Genomic DNA, 18,769 nt, shown 5'->3' on the forward strand with positions numbered 1-18,769 from the left:
GCCCGAGGCCACGTCCGGCGGCGCAGCGGTACGGCCCGCTAGCGCCTGTCCGGGGATCTGCGGTCGCCCTCGGGTGGGTGGGGCTCGTCCGGGGTCAGGCGGAAGACCACGTCGGCCAGCTGGGCGCAGACGCGTTCGATCTGGCGGCGGGTGGTGTTGCGTTCGGTGATGATCGCGGACAGGAGCAGGGCCGTCAGGGCCGTCGAGCCGTTGAACGCCTGGAGGGTGACCATCCGGGCCGGGAGCGAGTGGTGGGAGAACGGGCCGGTGCCCTTCGCCGTCGAGGCGATCGCGAGGACCGTGACGATGAGCGAGCACGGGGCGGCGCCCGCGAGCTGGAAGCGCAGGGCGGCCCAGATCAGGAACGGGAAGACGAGGAAGAGCAGGCTGACGTCCGTCCGCATGGCCACCAGCGCGACGGCCGCCGTGCCCAGCAGCAGGGCCACCGCCTCCAGCAGGCGGTACGGGCCGACGCCGCGCGGGAGCCGGGCGCGGCGGAGCACCAGCAGTACGGGGGTGATCACCAGGACGCCCATCGCGTCGCCCGTCCACCACACCGACCAGGCGGTCCAGAAGTCAGCCGCCGCGAGCGCGCCCGACAGCAGGAGCGCGGCGGTGCCCACCGTGGCGCTGATCAGCATGCCCGCCAGCGCGCCGAGGAAGACCAGGACCAGCGCGTCCCGCAGCCGGTCCACGGCGGGCCGGAAGTCCGCGCGTCGCAGCAGCAGATACGAGCAGACCGGGGCCAGGGTGTTGCCCGCCACGATCGCGAGGACGGCCAGGGGGGACGGGCCGATGGGGGCGTTGACCGCTACGGCGCCGAGGGCGACGCCCGGCCAGGCCATCGGGCCCAGCGTCAGCAGACAGGCCAGGGCGATGCCGGTCGGCGGCCACAGCGGGGTGACCTGACCGCGCACCAGCTCCTGGAGCAGTCCGATCCTGGCGCCCGCGTAGTAGAGGGCGGCGACGGTCACGAGCCGCAGCGCGGTGGCGCCGTGGCGCCGGAGGCCGTTGTTCCGCCGGATCCCCATGTCGCGCGCCACAGCCGCCATCAGACTACGGGCGCCCTCGGACGGCGCGGCTGACACGCGGCCACCGGGGCCGGGCTCGCCCGTACGCAGCACAGAGAGCCCCCACAGCCGCGCCCGTACGACTCACCCGGGAACAATTTCACGGCTTGACTTAAGGCTCGTATTGACACCGGAATCCCATGGTCATACCGTCCTCAAAGCCGCGGTACAGACCAACCAACTCGCCGGTGACAAGGGCTCGTTGGCACGCGCGGCGCCCGCCCTGTGACCGCACCGGGGCGCTCTTCCCCACCCCCACGAGGAGAGGCTTCCGTGATGCGAAGACCGGCACGATCCGCGAAACGCCCCGGGCTCCCACGAGCGCTCAGGCTCCCAAGAGCGCTCAGGCCCCGAAGAGCCCCCAAGTCCCGGAGAACCGCTCTGCTCGCCGTCTTCGCCCTGCTCACCGCCCTCTGCGGCGCCCTGGCGACGGCCCCCGGAGCGAGCGCCAAGGCCGCGGCGCTGCCGACGGGCTGGGCCACCGCCGTCAACAAGGGCAGCGGCAAGTGCGTGGACGCGCGCGGCGCGGCGACGGTGAACGGCACCGCCGTCCAGCAGTACGGGTGCAACAACTCCGCCGCCCAGCTGTGGAAGTTCGAGGCCACGGGCGACGGCTACATCCGCGTCGACAGCCGCAACGACGCCGCTCAGGCGTGGGACGTGACGGACGTGTCCACCGCCGACGGCGCCGCCGTCCAGCTGTGGACCTACGGCGGCGGCGACAACCAGCAGTGGCAGGCCGTGGACGAGGGCGGCGGGGCGTATCACTTCGTCAACCGGCACAGCGGCAAGTGCCTCGACGTGCCCAGCGCCTCCACGCAGGACGGGACGCAGCTCCAGCAGTACGCGTGCAACGGCAGCGCCGCCCAGTCCTTCCAGGTGGCCGAGGTCCCCGGCGACCCGGGCGGCCCCGACCTCGGCCCGAACGTCGCCGTCTTCGATCCGACGATGCCCGCGTCGACCATCCAGAGCCGGCTGAACTCCATCTTCCAGCAGCAGGAGCGGAACCAGTTCGGCTCCAACCGCTATGCGGTGCTCTTCAAGCCGGGTACCTACAGCGCCGACGTCAACGTGGGCTTCTACACGCAGGTGCTGGGCCTGGGGATGTCACCGGACGATGTGACCGTCAACGGCGCGGTGCACGCCGAGGCCGACTGGTTCCAGGGGAACGCCACGCAGAACTTCTGGCGCGGCGCGGAGAACCTGTCCGTGACCCCCGCCTCGGGCACCGACCGCTGGGCGGTTTCCCAGGCCGCGCCGTACCGCCGGATGCATGTCCGCGGTTCGCTCCAGCTCGATGACGGGGGCTGGTCCAGCGGTGGATTCATGGCCGATACGAAGATCGACGGCCAGGTGCGCTCCGGCTCGCAGCAGCAGTGGCTCTCCCGGAACACCCAGTGGGGAAGCTGGTCCGGATCGAACTGGAACATGGTGTTCGTGGGGGCCGTCAACGCGCCCTCGGGGAACTTCCCCAATCCGCCCTTCACGGTGGTGAACCAGACCCCGACCGTCCGGGAGAAGCCCTTCCTCTACGTGGACCAGGCGGGCGCCTACAAGGTCTTCGTGCCCGCGACGCGGTCGAATTCCCAGGGCACCACCTGGGCCGGTGGCGCTCCGGCGGGGTCGTCGCTGCCCATCGACCAGTTCTTCATCGCCAAGCCCGGGGTCTCCGCGTCGGCCATCAACGCCGCGCTCGCCCAGGGCAAGCATCTGCTGTTCACCCCGGGGGTCTACCACCTCAGTGAGACGCTGAGGGTGACCCGGCCCGACACGGTCGTCCTCGGCCTCGGGCTCGCCACCCTCGTCCCCGACAACGGCGTGACCGCGATGTCGGTCGCCGATGTGGACGGGGTCAAGGTCGCGGGGCTGCTGTTCGACGCCGGTCCGGTGAACTCCGCCACGCTGATGGAGGTGGGCCCGAGCGGGGCCGGCGGGAAGCACGCGGCGAATCCGACGTCCCTGCACGATGTGTTCTTCCGCGTCGGCGGGGCCGGGGTCGGCAAGGCGTCCAGGAGCCTGGTGGTCAACAGCTCGAATGTGATCGGCGACCATCTGTGGATCTGGCGGGCCGACCACGGTGACGGCGTCGGCTGGAACACCAACACCGCCGCCAACGGTCTGACCGTCAACGGTGACGACGTCACCATGTACGGCCTGTTCGTCGAGCACTATCAGCAGTACCAGACGATCTGGAACGGCAACGGCGGACGGACGTACTTCTACCAGAACGAAATGCCCTATGACCCGCCCGACCAGGGCGCCTGGACGAACGGGAACACCCAGGGCTACGCCGCCTACAAGGTGGGGCCGAACGTCACCGGCCATGAGGCGTGGGGTCTTGGCAGCTACTGCTACTTCAACGTGAATCCCGGTGTTGTCGCGGCCCGCGCCTTCGAGGTCCCCGACACCCCGGGCGTCCGCTTCCACCACATGGTCACCGTCTCGCTCGGCGGCACCGGCACCATCAGCCACGTCATCAACAACACGGGCGGGCCATCCAATTCCGGCAACAACGTGGCGAACCTCGTGAACTATCCGTAGCACCCCCGCCACACGGACGACCCCGCGCCCGCGATACGACCCCTCCCCGGGTCGTATCGCGGGCACGCATATGCGCATCGGGCTTGCCCACCCGAAGCGGGAGACGTCACCGTTGTCCCTCACGGGCACGCGCCGCGCGCCCGTATTCGACTGGGACCGGAGGTGCCATGGGACCGATCGTTCCACCCCTCGTTCCACCGTACGAAACCGTCGGCGACGGGCCGCACCATGTGATGGCGGTGCACGGCTGGTTCTCGGACCGGGCCGCGTACGCCGCGATGCTGCCGCACGTCGACCGGCGCGGATTCACCTATGTGCTGCCCGACCTGCGCGGCTACGGCGAGGCGCGCGACATTCCCGGCGCGTACACCACCGGCGAGGCCGGGGGCGATCTGCTCGCGCTCGCCGATCACCTCGGCTGGGAGCGGTTCTCGCTCATCGGCCACTCGATGGGCGCGGCCGTCGTCCAGCGCGTCGTGGCGGCCGCCCCGGACCGGGTCCGCCGGCTGGTCGGGGTCGCGCCGGTGCCGGCCAGCGGGGTGCCGATGGAGGGCGAGCAGTGGCAGCTGTTCGCGGCCGCCGCCGACCGCCCGGAGAACCGCCGGGAGATCATCGACCGCACCACCGGTGGCCGCCACCCGGCCGCCTGGCTGGATCTGATGGTGCGGCACTCACTGGAGCACAGCGACCCCAAGGCGCTCCGCGCATGGCTGGACTCCTGGGCGCTGGAGGACTTCCACGAGGACATAGCCGGTGCCCAGGTGCCGGTCCGGATCGTGGTCGGCGCCCACGACCCCGCGCTCACGGCGGAGGTGATGCGGCAGACCTGGCTGCGCTGGTACGTCAACGCCGAGCTGGTGGAGCTGGAGTACGCCGGGCACTACCCCGCCGATGAGACACCGCAGGAACTCGTACGGGCCGTGGAGGACTTCATCACGGCCGACGCGTAGCCGCCGGTGCTGAGTCGGAGGCGGGCCCGGACGGATCGCCGGAGGGCGAGGGGGAGGCCGGTGCGGAGGGTGCGGCGGAGGCACCGCTGGTGTGCTTCCCCTCGCTCCGCCGGTACTTCTCCTCGCTCTCCTGGTACTTGGGCAGCAGCTCCTTCAAGATCTTGTCGACATACTCCCGCGTCTCGAGGATCTTCGGGATGCCGCGCGCCCGGAGCACCGCGTTCGGCCCCGCGTTGTACGCCGCGAGCGCGAGCCGGGTCGCCCCGAGCCCGGCCTTGCCGCCCGGGACCGCCTTGACCACCTCGTACAGATGGCACATGTAGCGGGCCTGTGAGGGGATGGCGTCGCGGGGCTCCCAGACGTCCGCTTTGCCGTCGCCATCGCCGTCCTTGCCCCACTCCTTCCAGGTGACCGGGGAGAACTGCGAAATGCCCTGGGCGTGCCCGGAGTCCGCGTCCCGGCGCCAGCCGCTCTCCGCGTCGATCTGGGCGGCCAGCAGCGGCACGCTCAGCGGGGAGCAGGTGCGGACCGCCGCCTCCACGACGGGGCGCCTGGCATCGGGGATCACCGGCAGCTCGGGCTCCGAGGGCTCGGTGAGATGCCGTACGACCAGGACCGCGGCGACGACCAGGGCGAGGCCGGCGAGGAACGCGGCGACCATCCCGGCGGCGCGGGTCAGCATGCCGCAACCGGCACGATGGGGGTACGCATGCAGGGACCGTAGCCGGTATCGCGGGCCGATAAGTAATCGTTCGCCGACACGGCCCTACCGTGCCTGGTGGGCGCCGGGCAGCGGCTGCCCGGCCGGACCCGCGGGGAGCGGACCCGTCTCACCCCCAACCGGACGTTTCATCACATACGCCGCACCGGCGCCCGCCCCGAACAGCGCGAGCACCGAGACCGCCGTGCCGAGCCAGGTGGCGCCGAGCCACTGGCCGCCGACATAGCCGAGGGCCACGCTGTACGCCGCCCAGGCGAGCCCGGCCACCGCCGACCACGGCAGGAATTCCTTCACCCTCCGGTGTGCCGCGCCCGCGCTCAGGCTGACGACCGAGCGTCCCGCGGGCGCGAAGCGGGCTATCACCACGAGCGGGCCGCCGCCGCGCACCAGCGCGGTGCCCAACTTCTCCTGGGCGGAGGTGAGTCGGCGGGAGCGGGCGATGGCGCGGTCGAGCCGGTCGCTGCCGCGCCAGGCCAGCCGGTAGGCGACCATGTCCCCGAGGACGGAGGCGGTCGCGGCGCACAGCACCAGCGCGAACATGGCGGGGAAGTCGGCCGCGCCGGCCTGGCGCACCACGCCGACGGCGTCAACGGTGGTGCCGGCGGCCGCGGTGGCGGCGGTGATGACCAGAACCCCACTGGGCAGAACGGGCAGGAAGACATCGAGCAGGACGGATGCCCCGATCACCACATAGATCCATGGGGTGTTGGTCAGCGACCCCAAATGTTCCAACAACGTACTACTCCCGATCCCGGTCCCCCCGCTGCGCATGTCGCCGGGAAGCGGCAGGCGTCAGCCTGTTACAGCCATACAGCGTACGCCTGTGACTGAAGAGGATATCGGTAAGGGGTGTGATGATGTTGTTCGAATCACGCCATGCGGGGCGTTCGGCCCCGCATGGCGTGATGGGTGACGTGATGTCGAATGCGCGGAACTGACGGCTGGACGAGGGTGACGTCCGGCTGCCGTCCGTCCGGTCGCGGTCCGTCAGACCCGGGACGGCTCGGGCCGCGCCTCCGGCGTCGCCTCGCTCGCGCGGGGCGAGCCGAATATCCGGTCCAGTGCCCAGGGGCCGGGGCCGGTGAAGACGATCAGCAGCAGGGTCCAGCAGAACATCGCGGCGGGCTCGCCACCGTTCTGGATGGGCCACAGCTTCTCGGGCTGGTGCTCGTGGAAGTACGCGTAGGCCATCGAGCCCGAGGAGATGAAGGCCGCGCTGCGGCTGCCGACGCCGAGCATCACCAGCGCGCCGCCGACGAGCTGGATGACGGCCGCGTACCAGCCCGGCCAGGTGCCGGCCTCGATGGTCTTGCCGGTGCCCATCATGCCGCCGAACCAGCCGAGCAGCGACGAGGCGCCGTGGCAGAAGAAGAGCAGTCCGACGACGATGCGGAAGAGGGAGAGGACATACGGTCTGGCGCTGTCGAGCGCCTCACCGAGGGTGCGGGGGGTGGGGGAAGAAGGCATGGGAGGGAAGCTCCTTGCTCCTGGGGACGGGGAACAGCGGAACGCCAGGTTAGGTTCCCCTCACCTTTTGTTGCAAGTTCAAGTTCCTGCCAATCCGGGTGCCCCGGAAGCCCCTTCCCGACCCCCTGAACCCGCTCCTCAGAGCCCCACGGCGCACATCGGGGCACCTTCCTGTCGGGGCTCTCGCGCGGTCGTCACGCGCAGCACCGCCCGTGCCACGGCGTCCGTGTCGCAGAGGGTGACGGAGTTCACGCCCGGCCGCGCGCCCGCGGCCGTCACCCAGTGGACCCCCTCGGTCGGCACCCCGAGGGCGAACCGCCGCGGATGCGGGCGGCCCTGGGCGTCCACCAGCCGGTAGGGGGCGGTGGTGACATCGAGGCCGCCGGTCTCATAGCCCTCCACCCGGTGCGGGCGGCCCTGCCCGGTCTCCAGCAGATGGATCAGCAACTCATCGGCGGTCCGGCGCACATCGGGCTCCGGCAGCCGCGCCTCGATCAGGGTCGTGGCCGCCACCGGCGGACCCGGCACCTCGGCCGACCGCGCGGCGAAACCGGCCTCGCCTCCCCCTTGGTCTGGACTTTCCAAGGTCAGTTCAAGCCGTGGGCCGAGGACGTCCAGGACGCCCGCCTCGATCAGCGCGGCCATCTCCTCGATCCGGCGGCGCGGCGGGCCGATCGAGAGGAAGGCGTTGAGCGGGGTGTACCAGCGGTCCAGATGGGCGCGGCGGGACGCCCCTGTCAGCCCGCCGTGGTCGACGATCAGGCGCACCTCGTTGCGGAGGTCGCGCAGCACGTCGAGGGCGGCCTTGACCGGGCCCTCGACATTGCCCAGCCGCGCGTGCGCCGCGTCCTGGTGGGCGTAGGCCAGCAGCCACCGCCGGAATTCGTCACGCCCCGTGAACCGGCGTCCGCGGTGCGGCTGGGCCACCGTGTCCCAGGACCAGCGCTCCGCCTCCGGAATGCCGTACTCCGCGAGCATGGCGGCCTCTTCGGGGCTGCCGTGCTCGGTGGCCAAAAAGTGACGTCTGAAGCGTGCTGGGGTGAGCGGGGCGGGGGCTCCGGAGTCGGCCTCCAGGGCCTCCAGAGCCTCCGGGGTGGCCGGGGGATGGGTGTCGGGGGCGCGGAGGGCCAGCAGCGCCTCGTAGTAGACCGTCTCGGCCTCCTTGGCGACGAGTGGCCATATCTCGGTGCGGAAGTCCGGCGGATCGCCGGCGTCCGCGCGCTTGCGGAAGTGGCCGAGCGCATCGGGGGTCAGCAGCAGCGGGGTGTGGCGGCCGCACGGCCCCTTCGCGTTGTCGCCCCGCGCGTGGTACGGGATGCCGCGCCGCGACCCCGCGTACAGCCGTGGCTCGAGCCCCGAGGGCCGGTAGACCAGACCGCCGCGGCCGTTCGGGGCGAATGTGCCGCCCCGGCCCGCCGTCAGCAGCGCCATGTGGTCGAAGAAGTTGAGGCCGAGGCCGCGCAGCAGTACCGGCTCGCCCGGCGCGATGAGCGACAAGTCGACATCGGCGGGGTTGGCGGGCGGGTAGTAGCGCAGCCCGTACCGCTCCGCGTGGGCCGCGTACCGCCGCTCGGTGGCGTCGGTGGCCGCCGGAAGATGGCCCTGCGCCAGGACGACCGCGCGCAGCCCCTCCAGACGGCTCCCGTCGTCCAGCGTCAGCACCTGCGCGCCGTCGGCCCGTTCCTCCAGCCGTACGGCGCGGGCCCGGTGCGTCCGGACGGTCACCGTGTCCGGCGCGCCCCGCACCACCTCGCCGAACACCCACTCCAGATAGCGGCCGTAGAGCGCGCGGCTGGGGTAGTCGTCCGGGCCGAGGCCGGGCGCCAGCCCGTGCGCGGTGACCCATTCGTACAGACTCGGCCCGGTCCGCACCGGTCCGCCGCATTCGACGCTGGCGTCGGTGAACAGGGTGACCTGCGAGGCCACGGTGTTCATCAGCAACTCGTCCGGCTGGGCGGTGCGCCAGACCCGTCCCGCGCCGGGCGGGGAGGGGTCCACCATGTGCACCGTCAGCGGGGTGCCGGACGCCAGCTCCGGGGCCGAGGCGCACAGGCGCTCCAGCACGCTGGTGCCGCGCGGCCCGGCGCCGACGACGGCTATCGCGTGGGGGTCTCCGGCCAAGGCTGTGTCTCCCGGGGCAGATGTGACGCAGGATGCGCGCCCATCATGCCGCCCGCTCCACGCGAATCGACCCGGTCTCCGGAACCTGCCGCTCCGTTGTGGCCTGTATCACGGACGTACGCCGACATCACGTGACGTACGGCGCGGAACGGTGCCCAAGGGACGGCGCTCAACGGTGCCCAAGGGACGGCGCTCAACGGGGGGCGGATCTTTCCCCTCCCGCCCCTTCCCGCGGCATCGGTATGCGGCTCCGCCGCGTGGGAAGGGGCGGGGAGGAGAGCGGCCCGCCGCGGGCGTCACGATCCGCCGGACACCCCTTGGCCCGCCCAGTCCGTCTCCAGCGCCGTCACCAGCCGGGCGCCGCCGCCCGCGGGGTCCGACTGCGCCTGGTCCAGCCGCAGATGCGCGGTACGGCCCCGCAGAGTCAGCGTCATCAGCTGGTTGCCGAACCAGGGCCCACCCGTCTTGTGCCAGCTCAAGCGGGGGTGCGGCACCCGGCCATGGCGCCGGAACGCCCGGCCGAGGGCGCGGCCCGCCGCGCTCCAGCCGAAGCGGAAGCCGAGCCGTATCGAGGCGTAGATGCTGTTGTGGACCGGGGAGCAGGTCAACTGGCGCACCTGGCTGCGGGGCGGCCGGGACGGCCACTTCGACCAGTCCGGGGTGGCCACATAGGCGTGGTGCACATCGCCGGAGAGCACGCTGATCGTGGCGGGCGCCCCCGGCGCGCCGCCCACCGCGGCGATGGTGTCGGTGAGCGCGTCGAAGGACTCGGGGAACGCGGCCCAGTGCTCCAAGTCGCCGCGCTGCCGCAGATCCTCGGCGATTCGCGCCCAGCGCCCACCGCGTCTGCCGCCGCACACCGAGGCGTTCCACGCCTCCACGTCATGTACGAAGTGCGGCAGCAGCCAGGGCAGCGAGGTGCCGAGCAGCAGATGGTCGTAGCTGCCGGAGGTCTCGGTCTCCTCCGGGCCGGGTGGGCCGGGGAGGCCGGGGAGGCCGGGTGGGCCGCCCACGCCCTCCATGGCCTGCTCGCGCACCCAGGCGAGCTCCTTGTCGGTCAGCATCGCCCGCCGGCCCTCCTCGAGCACCCGCGCCGCGCGGGTGTCGACCATCAGCAGCCGGGTGCGGCCGAAGTCGCGGCGGTAGCTCCAGCGGGTGTACCCCGGATCGGCGTCGGCGCGGGCGGCGAACTCCCGCAGCGCCTCGGTGCCGTCCTCCGCCGCGCGCACCTCCGCGTAGAGCGGGTCGGCGGCCAGTTCGGCGGGGGAGAGGTTGCCCAGGTGCTGATGGACCCAGTAGGACATCAGCCCGCTCAGTATCCGCTCCCGCCACCACGGGGTGGCGCGCATCCGGCGCTGCCATGCCTCGCTGGTGTTCCAGTCGTCGATGACATCGTGGTCGTCGAAGATCATGCAGCTGGGGACGGTGGAGAGCAGCCAGCGCACCTCGGGGTCCAGCCAGGACTCGTAGTAGAGCCGGGTGTACTCCTCGTAGTCCGCCACCTGCTCACCCGGCGGCTCGCTCAGATCGCGGCGCTCGGCCAGCCAGCGGCGGGTCTCGGTGGAGGTCTCGTCCGCGTACACCTGGTCGCCCAGCAGTACGAGCACATCGGGGCGCGGGGCCTCCGGGGCGCGGGCGAGCGCCTGCGCGAGGGTGTCGAGCGCGTCGGGCCCCACGGGGTCGTGCGAGGCGTCGGAGGGCGGCGCGGCCCACCGGCAGGAGCCGAAGGCCACGCGCACGGGCGCGGGTTCCGTGGGGTCGGCCCCCGGGGCCGGGGTGCGGATCGTGCTGTCGGGGAACGGGGAGTCCGGCAGCGGCCAGACCTGCTCACCGTCCAGCAGCACCCGGTAGGGGGTCTCGCTGCCCGGCCGCAGCCCGGTGACCGGGATCAGGGCGTAGTGATGGTCCGCGATCCGCCAGGTGCGGGCGGTGCCGCCCGCGCCGTCGGCGCACCGCACCTCGGCCTCACAGGGCCGGTCGGCCTCGATCCAGATGGTCGCGCCGGCGCCGGTCTCCCAGTCGACATGGCGCAGCAGTGGTCCCAGGCGCAGCCCGGCCATCCGGACCTCCTCCGTCGTTCTTCGATGTGCTCGTCATGCGTACGGTACGGAACGACGGAGGAGGTGCGGCGGTTCCTCCGGCCGGTGCGCCGGATGGAGCGGTGTCTCAGGCGGTGTCTCGGAGCGGTGCTTCGGAGCGGTGCTTCGGAGCGGTGTCTCGGAGCGGTGTCTCAGCAGCCGTTGAGGATGCCGCTGAGCGCGGACTTCTCGGCCGAGTCGAGCGTGAGCTTGTAGGTGTACTTCACCGAGACCCACATGCGGGCGTACATGCAGTGGTAGGCGCTCCGGGGCGGCAGCCACTCGGCGGGGTCCTGGTCGCCCTTGGACTGGTTGACGTTGTCCGTAACGGCGATGAGCTGGGAGTGGGTCAGGTCGTTGGCGAACGACTGGCGCTGGGCGGTGGTCCAGCTGTTGGCGCCGGACTTCCACGCCTCGGAGAGCGGTACGACGTGGTCGATGTCCACGTCGCCGGAGGCGGACCAGGTCGCGCCGTCGTACTCGGAGTACCAGGTGCCGCTGGTGGCCGCACAGCTGGAGTCGGTCTGGACGTTCTTGCCGTCGCGCTTGAGGACTACCTCGCGGGTGTTGCAGGCGCCGCTCTGGGTGATCCAGTGCGGGAACTTGTCGCGGCTGTAACCGTCGGACGAGCCTTCGGCCTTGACGGTCAGCGAGGCCAGCTGGGTACGGGCGGTGGCGGCGCTGGGCGGGGTGGGCGGGGAAGCCTCGGCCGCGGGCCCGCTCAGCACGAGTGTGCCCAGCAGGGCGACGAACCCGCCGAAGACGGAGGCGCGACGCGCGTAGACGCGACGGCGAGTAGACGTGTCCGACATGCGAACTCCCTTGAGGGTGGGGGGTCATTGGCCCCTGGTGCCCGGCCATGGTTGCGGCGCCGGGTTGCTGTGGGGTGGGCGCCAGGTAACAGGGTGACGACGCGGTCATGTCAACGCAAGGGGTTCCGGGAGGCAGTTGGTGCCGCGCACCCGCCCCGGCGCGGCGGTCGCGCGTTCACGATGCGGCCGTGTGCCGCGTGCGCCCGCGCTCGCCGCGCCGGCATCGCCGCCGGTCAACGCCGCGCCCGGCGCGGCGCTCGCGGCTCCGCCGCCCGGCGCGCGCCCAAGCCGCCCCGCGAACCGGGCGCGCGAGCGCCCATGGCGCTCCGGGCGGCCTGGGCGCGCCCAGCGGACCATGACGCCTGCGGCGGGCCGCCTGCGGCGGGCCGCCTGCGGCTCCGCCGCGTCGTCCGGCGGACGCCCGGTGGGGCGCGCTGTCGCCGGGGCTCGACCGGGCCCTGGGCTTGTGGGGTTCGTCATACTTCCCGGCGGCCGGGTGCGGCGGGGGTTCCCGTATTCTTGGCGGCAGCAGAAGGGGAGTAGCTCCTCGCCGGACCGTCGACATACTGCCCGCCCCTCGAGGTGCGGGCCGGCGCCCGGAGCGTACGGATCACCGCGTGACGCGGGGGCCGTGTGCCAGCGAGACCTTCGGCCGCAGTGTCCGACGCTGCCGTGCCGAAGCGATCCCTCCCCGGGGCCCTTGGTGCGGCCCGATCTACGAGGTATCCATTCCGTGTTCAGCATCACCGTCGCCGCCGTGGTCTTCGGCGTCGTCTTCCTCGCCGAACTGCCCGACAAGACCGCCCTGGCCGGGCTGATGCTCGGCACCCGCTACCGCGCGTCGTACGTCTTCGTCGGCGTGGCCGCCGCCTTCGCCCTCCATGTGGGGCTCGCGATCGCGGCGGGCAGTGTGCTCACCCTGCTGCCGCACCGCCTGCTCCAGGCGATCGTGGGGGTGCTCTTCCTCGGGGGAGCGGCGATGCTGCTCTTCAAGAAGGACGACGGCGAGGAGGAAGTCCGCAAGCCCGCCGACCAGAGCTTCTGGAAGGTCTCCGGGGCGGGCTTCATGCTGATCCTGATCGCCGAGTTCGGCGATCTGACCCAGATCATGACCGCGAACCTCGCCGCCCGTTACGACGACCCGCTGTCGGTGGGGGTCGGCGCGCTGCTGGCCCTGTGGGCCGTCGCGGGGCTGGGCATCGTGGGCGGCCGCACCCTGATGCGGTACGTACCGCTGCGGCTGATCACCAGGGTCGCGGCCCTGGTGATGCTGGCGCTGGCCGGCTTCAGCCTGTACGAGGCCATCGCGGCCTGACGCCTGACCGGCGGGGCGTCCGGGCGGGCGGGCGGCCGTCCGGCCGGGCACCCGGGGCGCGATCGCCGCACGGCGTGGGCCCTGGGCGCTCGTCCGAGGACGCCGGGCAGCCTGGGCCCCGGTACTCGGTCCGAGGACGCCGGGCAGCATGGGCCCCGCGCTCAGTCCGAGGACGCCGCGCAGCATGGGCCCCGCGCTCAGTCCGAGAAGTGCAGCCGCATCGTGCCGTCCGGCAGGGCCTCGATCCGCACCTGCTCCAGGTCCCGCACATGCGCGTCCGGGGCGTGGGCCCCGGCGCGCGGGCCGATGCCGACGACGCGCATTCCGGCCGCCCGGCCCGCCGTGATGCCGGCCTCCGAGTCCTCGAAGGCGACGCAGTCGGCGGGGGCGAAGCCGAGCTCGGCCGCGCCCTTCAGGAAGCCCTCCGGGTCGGGCTTGCTCGCGCCGACGCGTTCCGCGGTGACCCGTACCTCCGGCATCGGCAGTCCGGCCGCGCCCATGCGGGCGCGGGCGAGGGCCTCGTCGGCGGAGGTCACCAGGGCGTGTGGGAGTGCGGCCAGCGCGGCCATGAAGGCGGGCGCGCCGGGCACCGGCACGACGCCGTCGAGATCGGTGGTCTCGCGCTCCAGCATCCAGTCGTTGTCCGCCCGGTTCCGTTCCACCGGGCGGTCCGGGAGCAGCTCGGCCATCGTGGCGTGCGCCTGCCGGCCGTGGACGACCTTGAGGATCTGCTCGGGGTCGAGCCCCTGCTCGGCGGCCCAGATCCGCCAGTAGCGCTCGACCACGGCGTCCGAGTTCACCAGGGTGCCGTCCATGTCGAGGAGGAGTGCGCGGGTGGTGAGGGACATCGGGACTCCTGGTCGCGAGCGCGGAGCGCGGAATGCGGACCGCGGACCGCGGAAAGGCGCAACGGAAAGGCGCAATGGCAAGGGAAACAAGCGGCTCCGCCCGCCGGTCAGGGAAAACGGGCGGAACCACTTTGTTCCTTCACGATACAAAGCGGGGCCGATATGCGCCAGGGGGTGGGCCCCCTTAGGGCTTGTCCGGCGGATCGTGACGCCTGCGGCGGGCTGCTCCCCTCCCCGCCCCTTCCCGTAACTGGGGCTCCGCCCCAGACCCCGCTCCTCAAACGCCGGAGGGGCTAGAAGGCGGGGCTCTGCCCCAGGCCCCGCTCCTCAAACTCCCCCAGCTACCGCTGGGAGGTGCCCCCTGGAGGGGCTGGAAGGCGGGGCTCTGCCCCAGACCCCGGGGGCCAGGGGCGGAGCCTCTGGTAGGGGGAAGGCGGGAAAGGTTCGCCGGGCGCCCATGGGGCTCGTGGCCGGCTCATGCCGCCTACGGTTCGTTGGTTCTCGATTCGAGGTCGCCGCGGGTGTTCTCCCCGTAGACACCGTCCGGATCGCCCGTGATGTCGTGCTGGTCCTGGTAGCTGGAGACGATCCGCCGCAGCCCTCCGTCGTACTTCCCGTCCGCCACACCGATGTACTGCAGCAGCTGGATCAGCCGCTTCTGGAGCTCGACCACCTCGGCCCCGCTGTCGCCCTCGCGCAGCACCGGAGGGCCGGGCGGCTCGGGGGTTTCGGACGGGGCGGAGGTCGGGCCGTCGGACGCGCTCGGTCCGGGCTTCGTCGCCGAGCCGGTCGCGGAGGCCGACGCCGAGGCGCGGGTCGAGGCCGAGGGGCCGCCCTCGCTCGGGGTCGCGCTCGCCCGCGCCGAACCGGACGCGGAGGGGTGGGGTGTCGCACTCGACGAGGGGGAGCCGGACGATGTGCCGGGCCCTTCGGCCGGCAGCTCCTCCTCGACCGGGGGGCTGACGGTGCTGTCGGCGAGAGTATGGTCGCTCGCGCCCCCGCCGCCGCTGCCGTCATCCTTGTGGTCACCGCCGACCAGACCGGTGCCGATCGCCAGCGAACCGGCCATCGCCACGGCCGCCGCGCCCGCGAGCACCGCCGTCATGACCTTGCGCTTGCTCTTGCGGTGACGGCCGGGGCCGGGGGCGTCGGCGTCTCCGTCGGTCTCGGCCCCCTCGTCCCCGCCGGGTCTCTCCTCGACGCGGTCGATCACCCGCGTCTCCTCGTCGTCCCCCTTCCCGGCGTTCCCGGCGTTTCCGGCGTTCTTCCCGGCGTTCCGGGCGTTCTCCCCCTTCGCCGCCCCCTTTGCCGTCGCCTCCGCCTCCGCCGCCTTCTCCGCCTCCTCGAAGAGGCGCAGATCGCGCGGATCGGGGCCGGCCGGGCGCTCCTCCGGGAGCGTCACCTGGGGGTTCGGCCGGGTCTGGTCATCGGTCGCACCTGCCGTCGCGGTGGACGCGGCGGCGCGTTCGGCACACGTACAGCCGGGGCGGCCGTTGGCGCGCGCCGGTGCGAAGCAGTGCGGGCAGGACTCTGCCGTCACGGAACTTTCCCTCCCTGGAGTTCGCAGCGATTATGCGCATCCGAACGCCCTCCGCGCAGGTGTTCGCCCGCCGTGCGGACCGGTCCGGCGGGCCGTAACAGGGCATAAAGGTGAGGATGGGATGAGGATGAGGAGGGGACGGAGGGGAGCGAGGAGGAGTCGCCATGGCGCGGGACGCCGGCAGCCCGGCTCCGGCCCCAGGGGGCCCAGGAACCCCCGGCGCCGTGGCCCCCGGCCCGGGAGCGGGCCGGGGGCCACGGCGCACGGTCCTGGTGGCCATCGGCGCGCTGCTGCTCGGCATGCTGCTCGCCGCGCTCGATCAGACGATCGTCTCCACCGCGCTGCCCACGATCGTCAGCGACCTCGGCGGCCTGGAGCATCTGTCCTGGGTCGTCACCGCGTATCTCCTCGCCTCGACCGCGGCCACCCCGCTGTGGGGCAAGCTCGGCGACCAGTACGGCCGCAAGAGGCTCTTCCAGACCGCGATCGTCATCTTCCTGATCGGCTCCGCGCTGTGCGGACTCGCCGGGAACATGGCCGAACTCATCGCCTTCCGCGCGCTGCAGGGGCTGGGCGGCGGCGGCCTCATGGTGCTGTCGATGGCCATCGTCGGCGATATCGTCCCGCCCCGTGACCGCGGCCGCTACCAGGGCCTCTTCGGCGCCGTCTTCAGCGCCGCCAGTGTGCTGGGGCCGCTGCTGGGCGGGGTGTTCGTGGACCGTCTCAGCTGGCGCTGGGTGTTCTACGTCAATCTGCCCCTCGGCATCGTCGCCCTCCTCGTCGTCGCCTCCGTCCTGCACATCCCGGTGCGCCGCACCTCGCACACCATCGACTACCTCGGCACCTTCCTGATCGCCGTGGTGGCCGCCGCCCTGGTGCTGATGACCTCCCTCGGCGGGGTCACCTACGGCTGGGGCTCCTGGCAGATCGTCGGGCTCGCGGTGGCCGGCATGGTGCTGCTGGCCGCCTTCGTACGGGTGGAGACCCGCGCGGCCGAGCCGGTGCTGCCGCTCACCCTCTTCCGCAGCCGCACCTTCACGCTCTGCGCGGTCATCGGCTTCATCGTCGGCTTCGCGATGTTCGGCAGCATGACCTATCTGCCGACCTTCCTGCAGATCGTGCAGGGCGTCTCACCGACCACGTCCGGCCTCCATCTGCTGCCGCTGGTCCTCGGCACGCTGGTCTCCTCCACCGTCTCCGGCCATCTGGTCAGCCGCACCGGCCGCTACAAGGTCTTCCCGGTGCTGGGCACCGCGGTCACCGCCGTCGGGCTGCTGCTGATGCACCAGCTGCGGGAGTCCAGCGGGGTGGCCGAGATGAGCGCGTACTTCTTCGTCTTCGGCTGCGGTCTCGGCCTGGTCATCCAGGTGCTGGTGCTGATCGTGCAGAACTCCGTCCGCTATCAGGACCTGGGCGTCGCCACCTCCGGCGCGACCTTCTTCCGCTCGATCGGGGCCTCGTTCGGCGTCTCCGTCTTCGGCACGATCTTCGCCAACAACCTCGGCCCCCACATCGCCGACGCCCTCGCCGGGCGGCGCCTGCCGCCCGGAGTCACCCCCGGCGCCCTCACCTCCGACCCCCGCACCCTCGGCCGGCTGCCGCCCGCGGACCAGGCCGCCGTCCGGCACGCGTTCTCCGTCTCCATCACCGACGTCTTCCTCTACGCGGTGCCGGTCGTGCTGCTCGCCTTCTTCCTCGCCTGGTACCTCCGGGAGGAGCCGCTGCGCGCCAGCGTCACCGCGCCCGACGGCAGCGAGATACTCGCCAGCAACCCCGTGGAACGCACCTCGCGCGACGAATGCGCCCGCGCGCTGTCCCTGCTGGGCAGCCGGGAGGGCCGACGGCAGGTCTACGTGGACATCACCCGGCGCGCCGGTCTCGACCTCGGACCGGCCGCGAGCTGGATGCTGCTGCGCATCCAGCACTACGGCTCGGTCGAACCCGCCCTGCTCGCCGAGCGCACGCCCGTACCGCTGCGGGCCATCACCGAGGCGGTCCGCCAGATCGAGGCGCGTGGCCTGGGCCGCCGCTACGGCGTGGAGCTGTTCCTCACGGACGACGGCCGCGAGATCGCGACCAGGCTCTACCGGGCCCGCGAGGCGTCCCTCGCGGAACTCCTGGGCGACTGGTGGTCACCCGACCGCCCGACCGATCTGACCGAGCTGGTGGACGAGCTGACGGGCGAGCTGTGCGGCTCGGACGCGGAACAGCCGAGGGAGGGCGCGCCCCGCCCGGACCACCGCAGACCACCGCCACCGCCGCGTGGGTAGGGCCCGCCGCCGCGTGGATAGGGCCCTTCGCCGCGTGGATAGGGCTCTTCGCCGCGTGGGTAGGGCTCTTCGGGCCCGGCGGCCGCGCCCCCGCGACGTGCCGGTCAGCCGCCGTGGCCGAGGACGGCGGTGACCCGGATCTCGACACGCATCCCCGGGGCGCCGAGGGCCGACACCCCCGACCTCGGCCCAGATGGGCGCACGGTCGCCCATGGCCGCTTCACGATCGCGGCCCTGACCGACGCCGGCTACAAGGTGGTTGTCGCCGCGGCGCCGACGCATGTGCGCGCGGTGCGTCAGCTGGTGCGGCACCCCGGCGGACCCCGGCGCGCCCCGCCTCAGCCCAGCTCCTTGGCCATCCAGACCTCGGCGTACGGCCCGTCCGTGAAGGCCGGAACCTCCCGGTAGCCGTGGCGCGCGTACAGCCCACGCGCCTCGACCAGATCGAGGCGGGTGTCGAGCACGATCCGCCCGGCGCCCAGTTCGCCCGCCGCCGCCTCGACGGCCGCGAGCAGCGCGGCGCCCCCGCCCAGGCCCCGCTTGGCGGGCCGTACGTACACCCGCTTCAGCTCCGCCGTGCGCGCGTCCAGCAGCCGTACCCCCGCACATCCGGCGAGTTCGCCCTCGTGGTGCGCCAGCAGGAACACGCCCCGCGGCGGGGCCAGATCGTCGCTGGGCATCTCGGCGAGCGCCTGCTCGATCTCCTCCGGGGTCGAGTCCCGTTCCTCGTGGAGCTGGTAGTAGCGGTCGGCGACATCGACGAGGTACTCGCGCAGCAGCACGACCGAGACGGGGTCACCGACGGGCCGCGCGGCGACCGTCCACGCGGAGGACGCGGGAGACGCGGAGGACGCGGAGGGTGCGGGGGACACGGGAGACACCGGGCGCGCGGGGGCGGCCGGAACGGCGTGGGCGCGTGGCGTACTCGTCATGGCCCGCATCCTGGCACCCACCACGCCTCTGACGCACCGCAGTTTGAGGGCCGAAGACCGGGCTACCCGAAGAGAGGAGCCCCCCGAACGCGGAGGGGGAAGCC

At 72.6% G+C, this 18,769-nt stretch carries 14 protein-coding genes; 4 read left to right on the forward strand and 10 right to left on the reverse strand.

Translation table 11 applies throughout. The features are described 5' to 3' along the window. Positions 1-38: 38 nt before the first annotated feature. The gene (locus JK364_RS36135) at positions 39-1,052 is read right to left on the reverse strand and encodes an MASE1 domain-containing protein (RefSeq protein ID WP_230993041.1); all 1,014 of its coding nucleotides are present in this window, start codon (positions 1,050-1,052) and stop codon (positions 39-41) included. A gap of 294 nt (positions 1,053-1,346) precedes the next feature. On the opposite strand from JK364_RS36135, the gene JK364_RS36140 reads away from it, so the two are divergent. Beyond that, entirely contained in the window at positions 1,347-3,611 is a 2,265-nt protein-coding gene (locus JK364_RS36140; protein WP_230993016.1) for an RICIN domain-containing protein, read from the forward strand. A 167-nt stretch (positions 3,612-3,778) separates the two neighbouring features. Further along, positions 3,779-4,561, forward strand: a complete 783-nt coding sequence (locus tag JK364_RS36145; protein WP_201855595.1) for an alpha/beta fold hydrolase — start codon at positions 3,779-3,781, stop codon at positions 4,559-4,561. On the opposite strand, the gene JK364_RS36150 is transcribed toward JK364_RS36145, so the two are convergent. The 6 genes from JK364_RS36150 to JK364_RS36175 all read right to left on the reverse strand — a co-directional run bounded on the left by JK364_RS36150 (position 4,545) and on the right by JK364_RS36175 (position 11,760). Then, positions 4,545-5,243, reverse strand: coding sequence for a lytic transglycosylase domain-containing protein (locus JK364_RS36150; protein ID WP_201855596.1), 699 nt, complete (start codon positions 5,241-5,243; stop codon positions 4,545-4,547). The genes JK364_RS36145 and JK364_RS36150 overlap by 17 nt on opposite strands. A gap of 84 nt (positions 5,244-5,327) precedes the next feature. Further along, positions 5,328-6,017, reverse strand: coding sequence for a DedA family protein (locus JK364_RS36155; RefSeq protein WP_201855597.1), 690 nt, complete (start codon positions 6,015-6,017; stop codon positions 5,328-5,330). A 252-nt stretch (positions 6,018-6,269) separates the two neighbouring features. Further along, positions 6,270-6,749: a DoxX family protein gene (locus JK364_RS36160; RefSeq protein WP_201855598.1), complete on the reverse strand. Its 480-nt coding sequence runs from the start codon at positions 6,747-6,749 to the stop codon at positions 6,270-6,272. Between the two features lie 138 nt (positions 6,750-6,887). Next, positions 6,888-8,870, reverse strand: coding sequence for an FAD/NAD(P)-binding protein (locus JK364_RS36165; protein WP_201855599.1), 1,983 nt, complete (start codon positions 8,868-8,870; stop codon positions 6,888-6,890). Positions 8,871-9,166: 296 nt separating this feature from the next. After that, positions 9,167-10,930: an alkaline phosphatase D family protein gene (locus tag JK364_RS36170; RefSeq protein WP_201855600.1), complete on the reverse strand. Its 1,764-nt coding sequence runs from the start codon at positions 10,928-10,930 to the stop codon at positions 9,167-9,169. A 170-nt stretch (positions 10,931-11,100) separates the two neighbouring features. Beyond that, complete coding sequence (locus JK364_RS36175; RefSeq protein WP_201855601.1) at positions 11,101-11,760, reverse strand: HNH endonuclease family protein; 660 nt, start codon at positions 11,758-11,760, stop codon at positions 11,101-11,103. 733 nt (positions 11,761-12,493) lie between these two features. Between JK364_RS36175 and JK364_RS36180 the strand changes: the two genes are divergently transcribed. Next, positions 12,494-13,075 carry a TMEM165/GDT1 family protein gene (locus JK364_RS36180; RefSeq protein WP_201855602.1) on the forward strand — a complete coding sequence of 194 codons (582 nt, stop codon included), beginning with the start codon at positions 12,494-12,496 and terminating at the stop codon, positions 13,073-13,075. 197 nt (positions 13,076-13,272) lie between these two features. On the opposite strand, the gene JK364_RS36185 is transcribed toward JK364_RS36180, so the two are convergent. Further along, positions 13,273-13,923 (reverse strand): HAD-IA family hydrolase, encoded by a 651-nt coding sequence (locus JK364_RS36185; RefSeq protein ID WP_201855603.1) that lies wholly within the window; start codon positions 13,921-13,923, stop codon positions 13,273-13,275. A 484-nt stretch (positions 13,924-14,407) separates the two neighbouring features. Further along, entirely contained in the window at positions 14,408-15,463 is a 1,056-nt protein-coding gene (locus tag JK364_RS57695; RefSeq protein WP_201855604.1) for a peptidoglycan-binding domain-containing protein, read from the reverse strand. Between the two features lie 164 nt (positions 15,464-15,627). On the opposite strand from JK364_RS57695, the gene JK364_RS36195 reads away from it, so the two are divergent. Beyond that, a complete protein-coding gene (locus JK364_RS36195; protein ID WP_201855605.1) occupies positions 15,628-17,733 on the forward strand; it encodes an MFS transporter in 2,106 nt (701 codons plus the stop codon). 338 nt (positions 17,734-18,071) lie between these two features. Here JK364_RS36195 and JK364_RS36200 read toward each other — a convergent pair whose 3' ends face one another. Continuing rightward, positions 18,072-18,665 carry a GNAT family N-acetyltransferase gene (locus JK364_RS36200; RefSeq protein WP_201855606.1) on the reverse strand — a complete coding sequence of 198 codons (594 nt, stop codon included), beginning with the start codon at positions 18,663-18,665 and terminating at the stop codon, positions 18,072-18,074. Between the last annotated feature and the right edge of the window lie 104 nt (positions 18,666-18,769).

Origin of the sequence: Streptomyces endocoffeicus, assembly GCF_016741935.1 — a bacterium.
In the GTDB taxonomy this organism is placed as follows: Bacteria; Actinomycetota; Actinomycetes; order Streptomycetales; family Streptomycetaceae; genus Streptomyces; species Streptomyces endocoffeicus.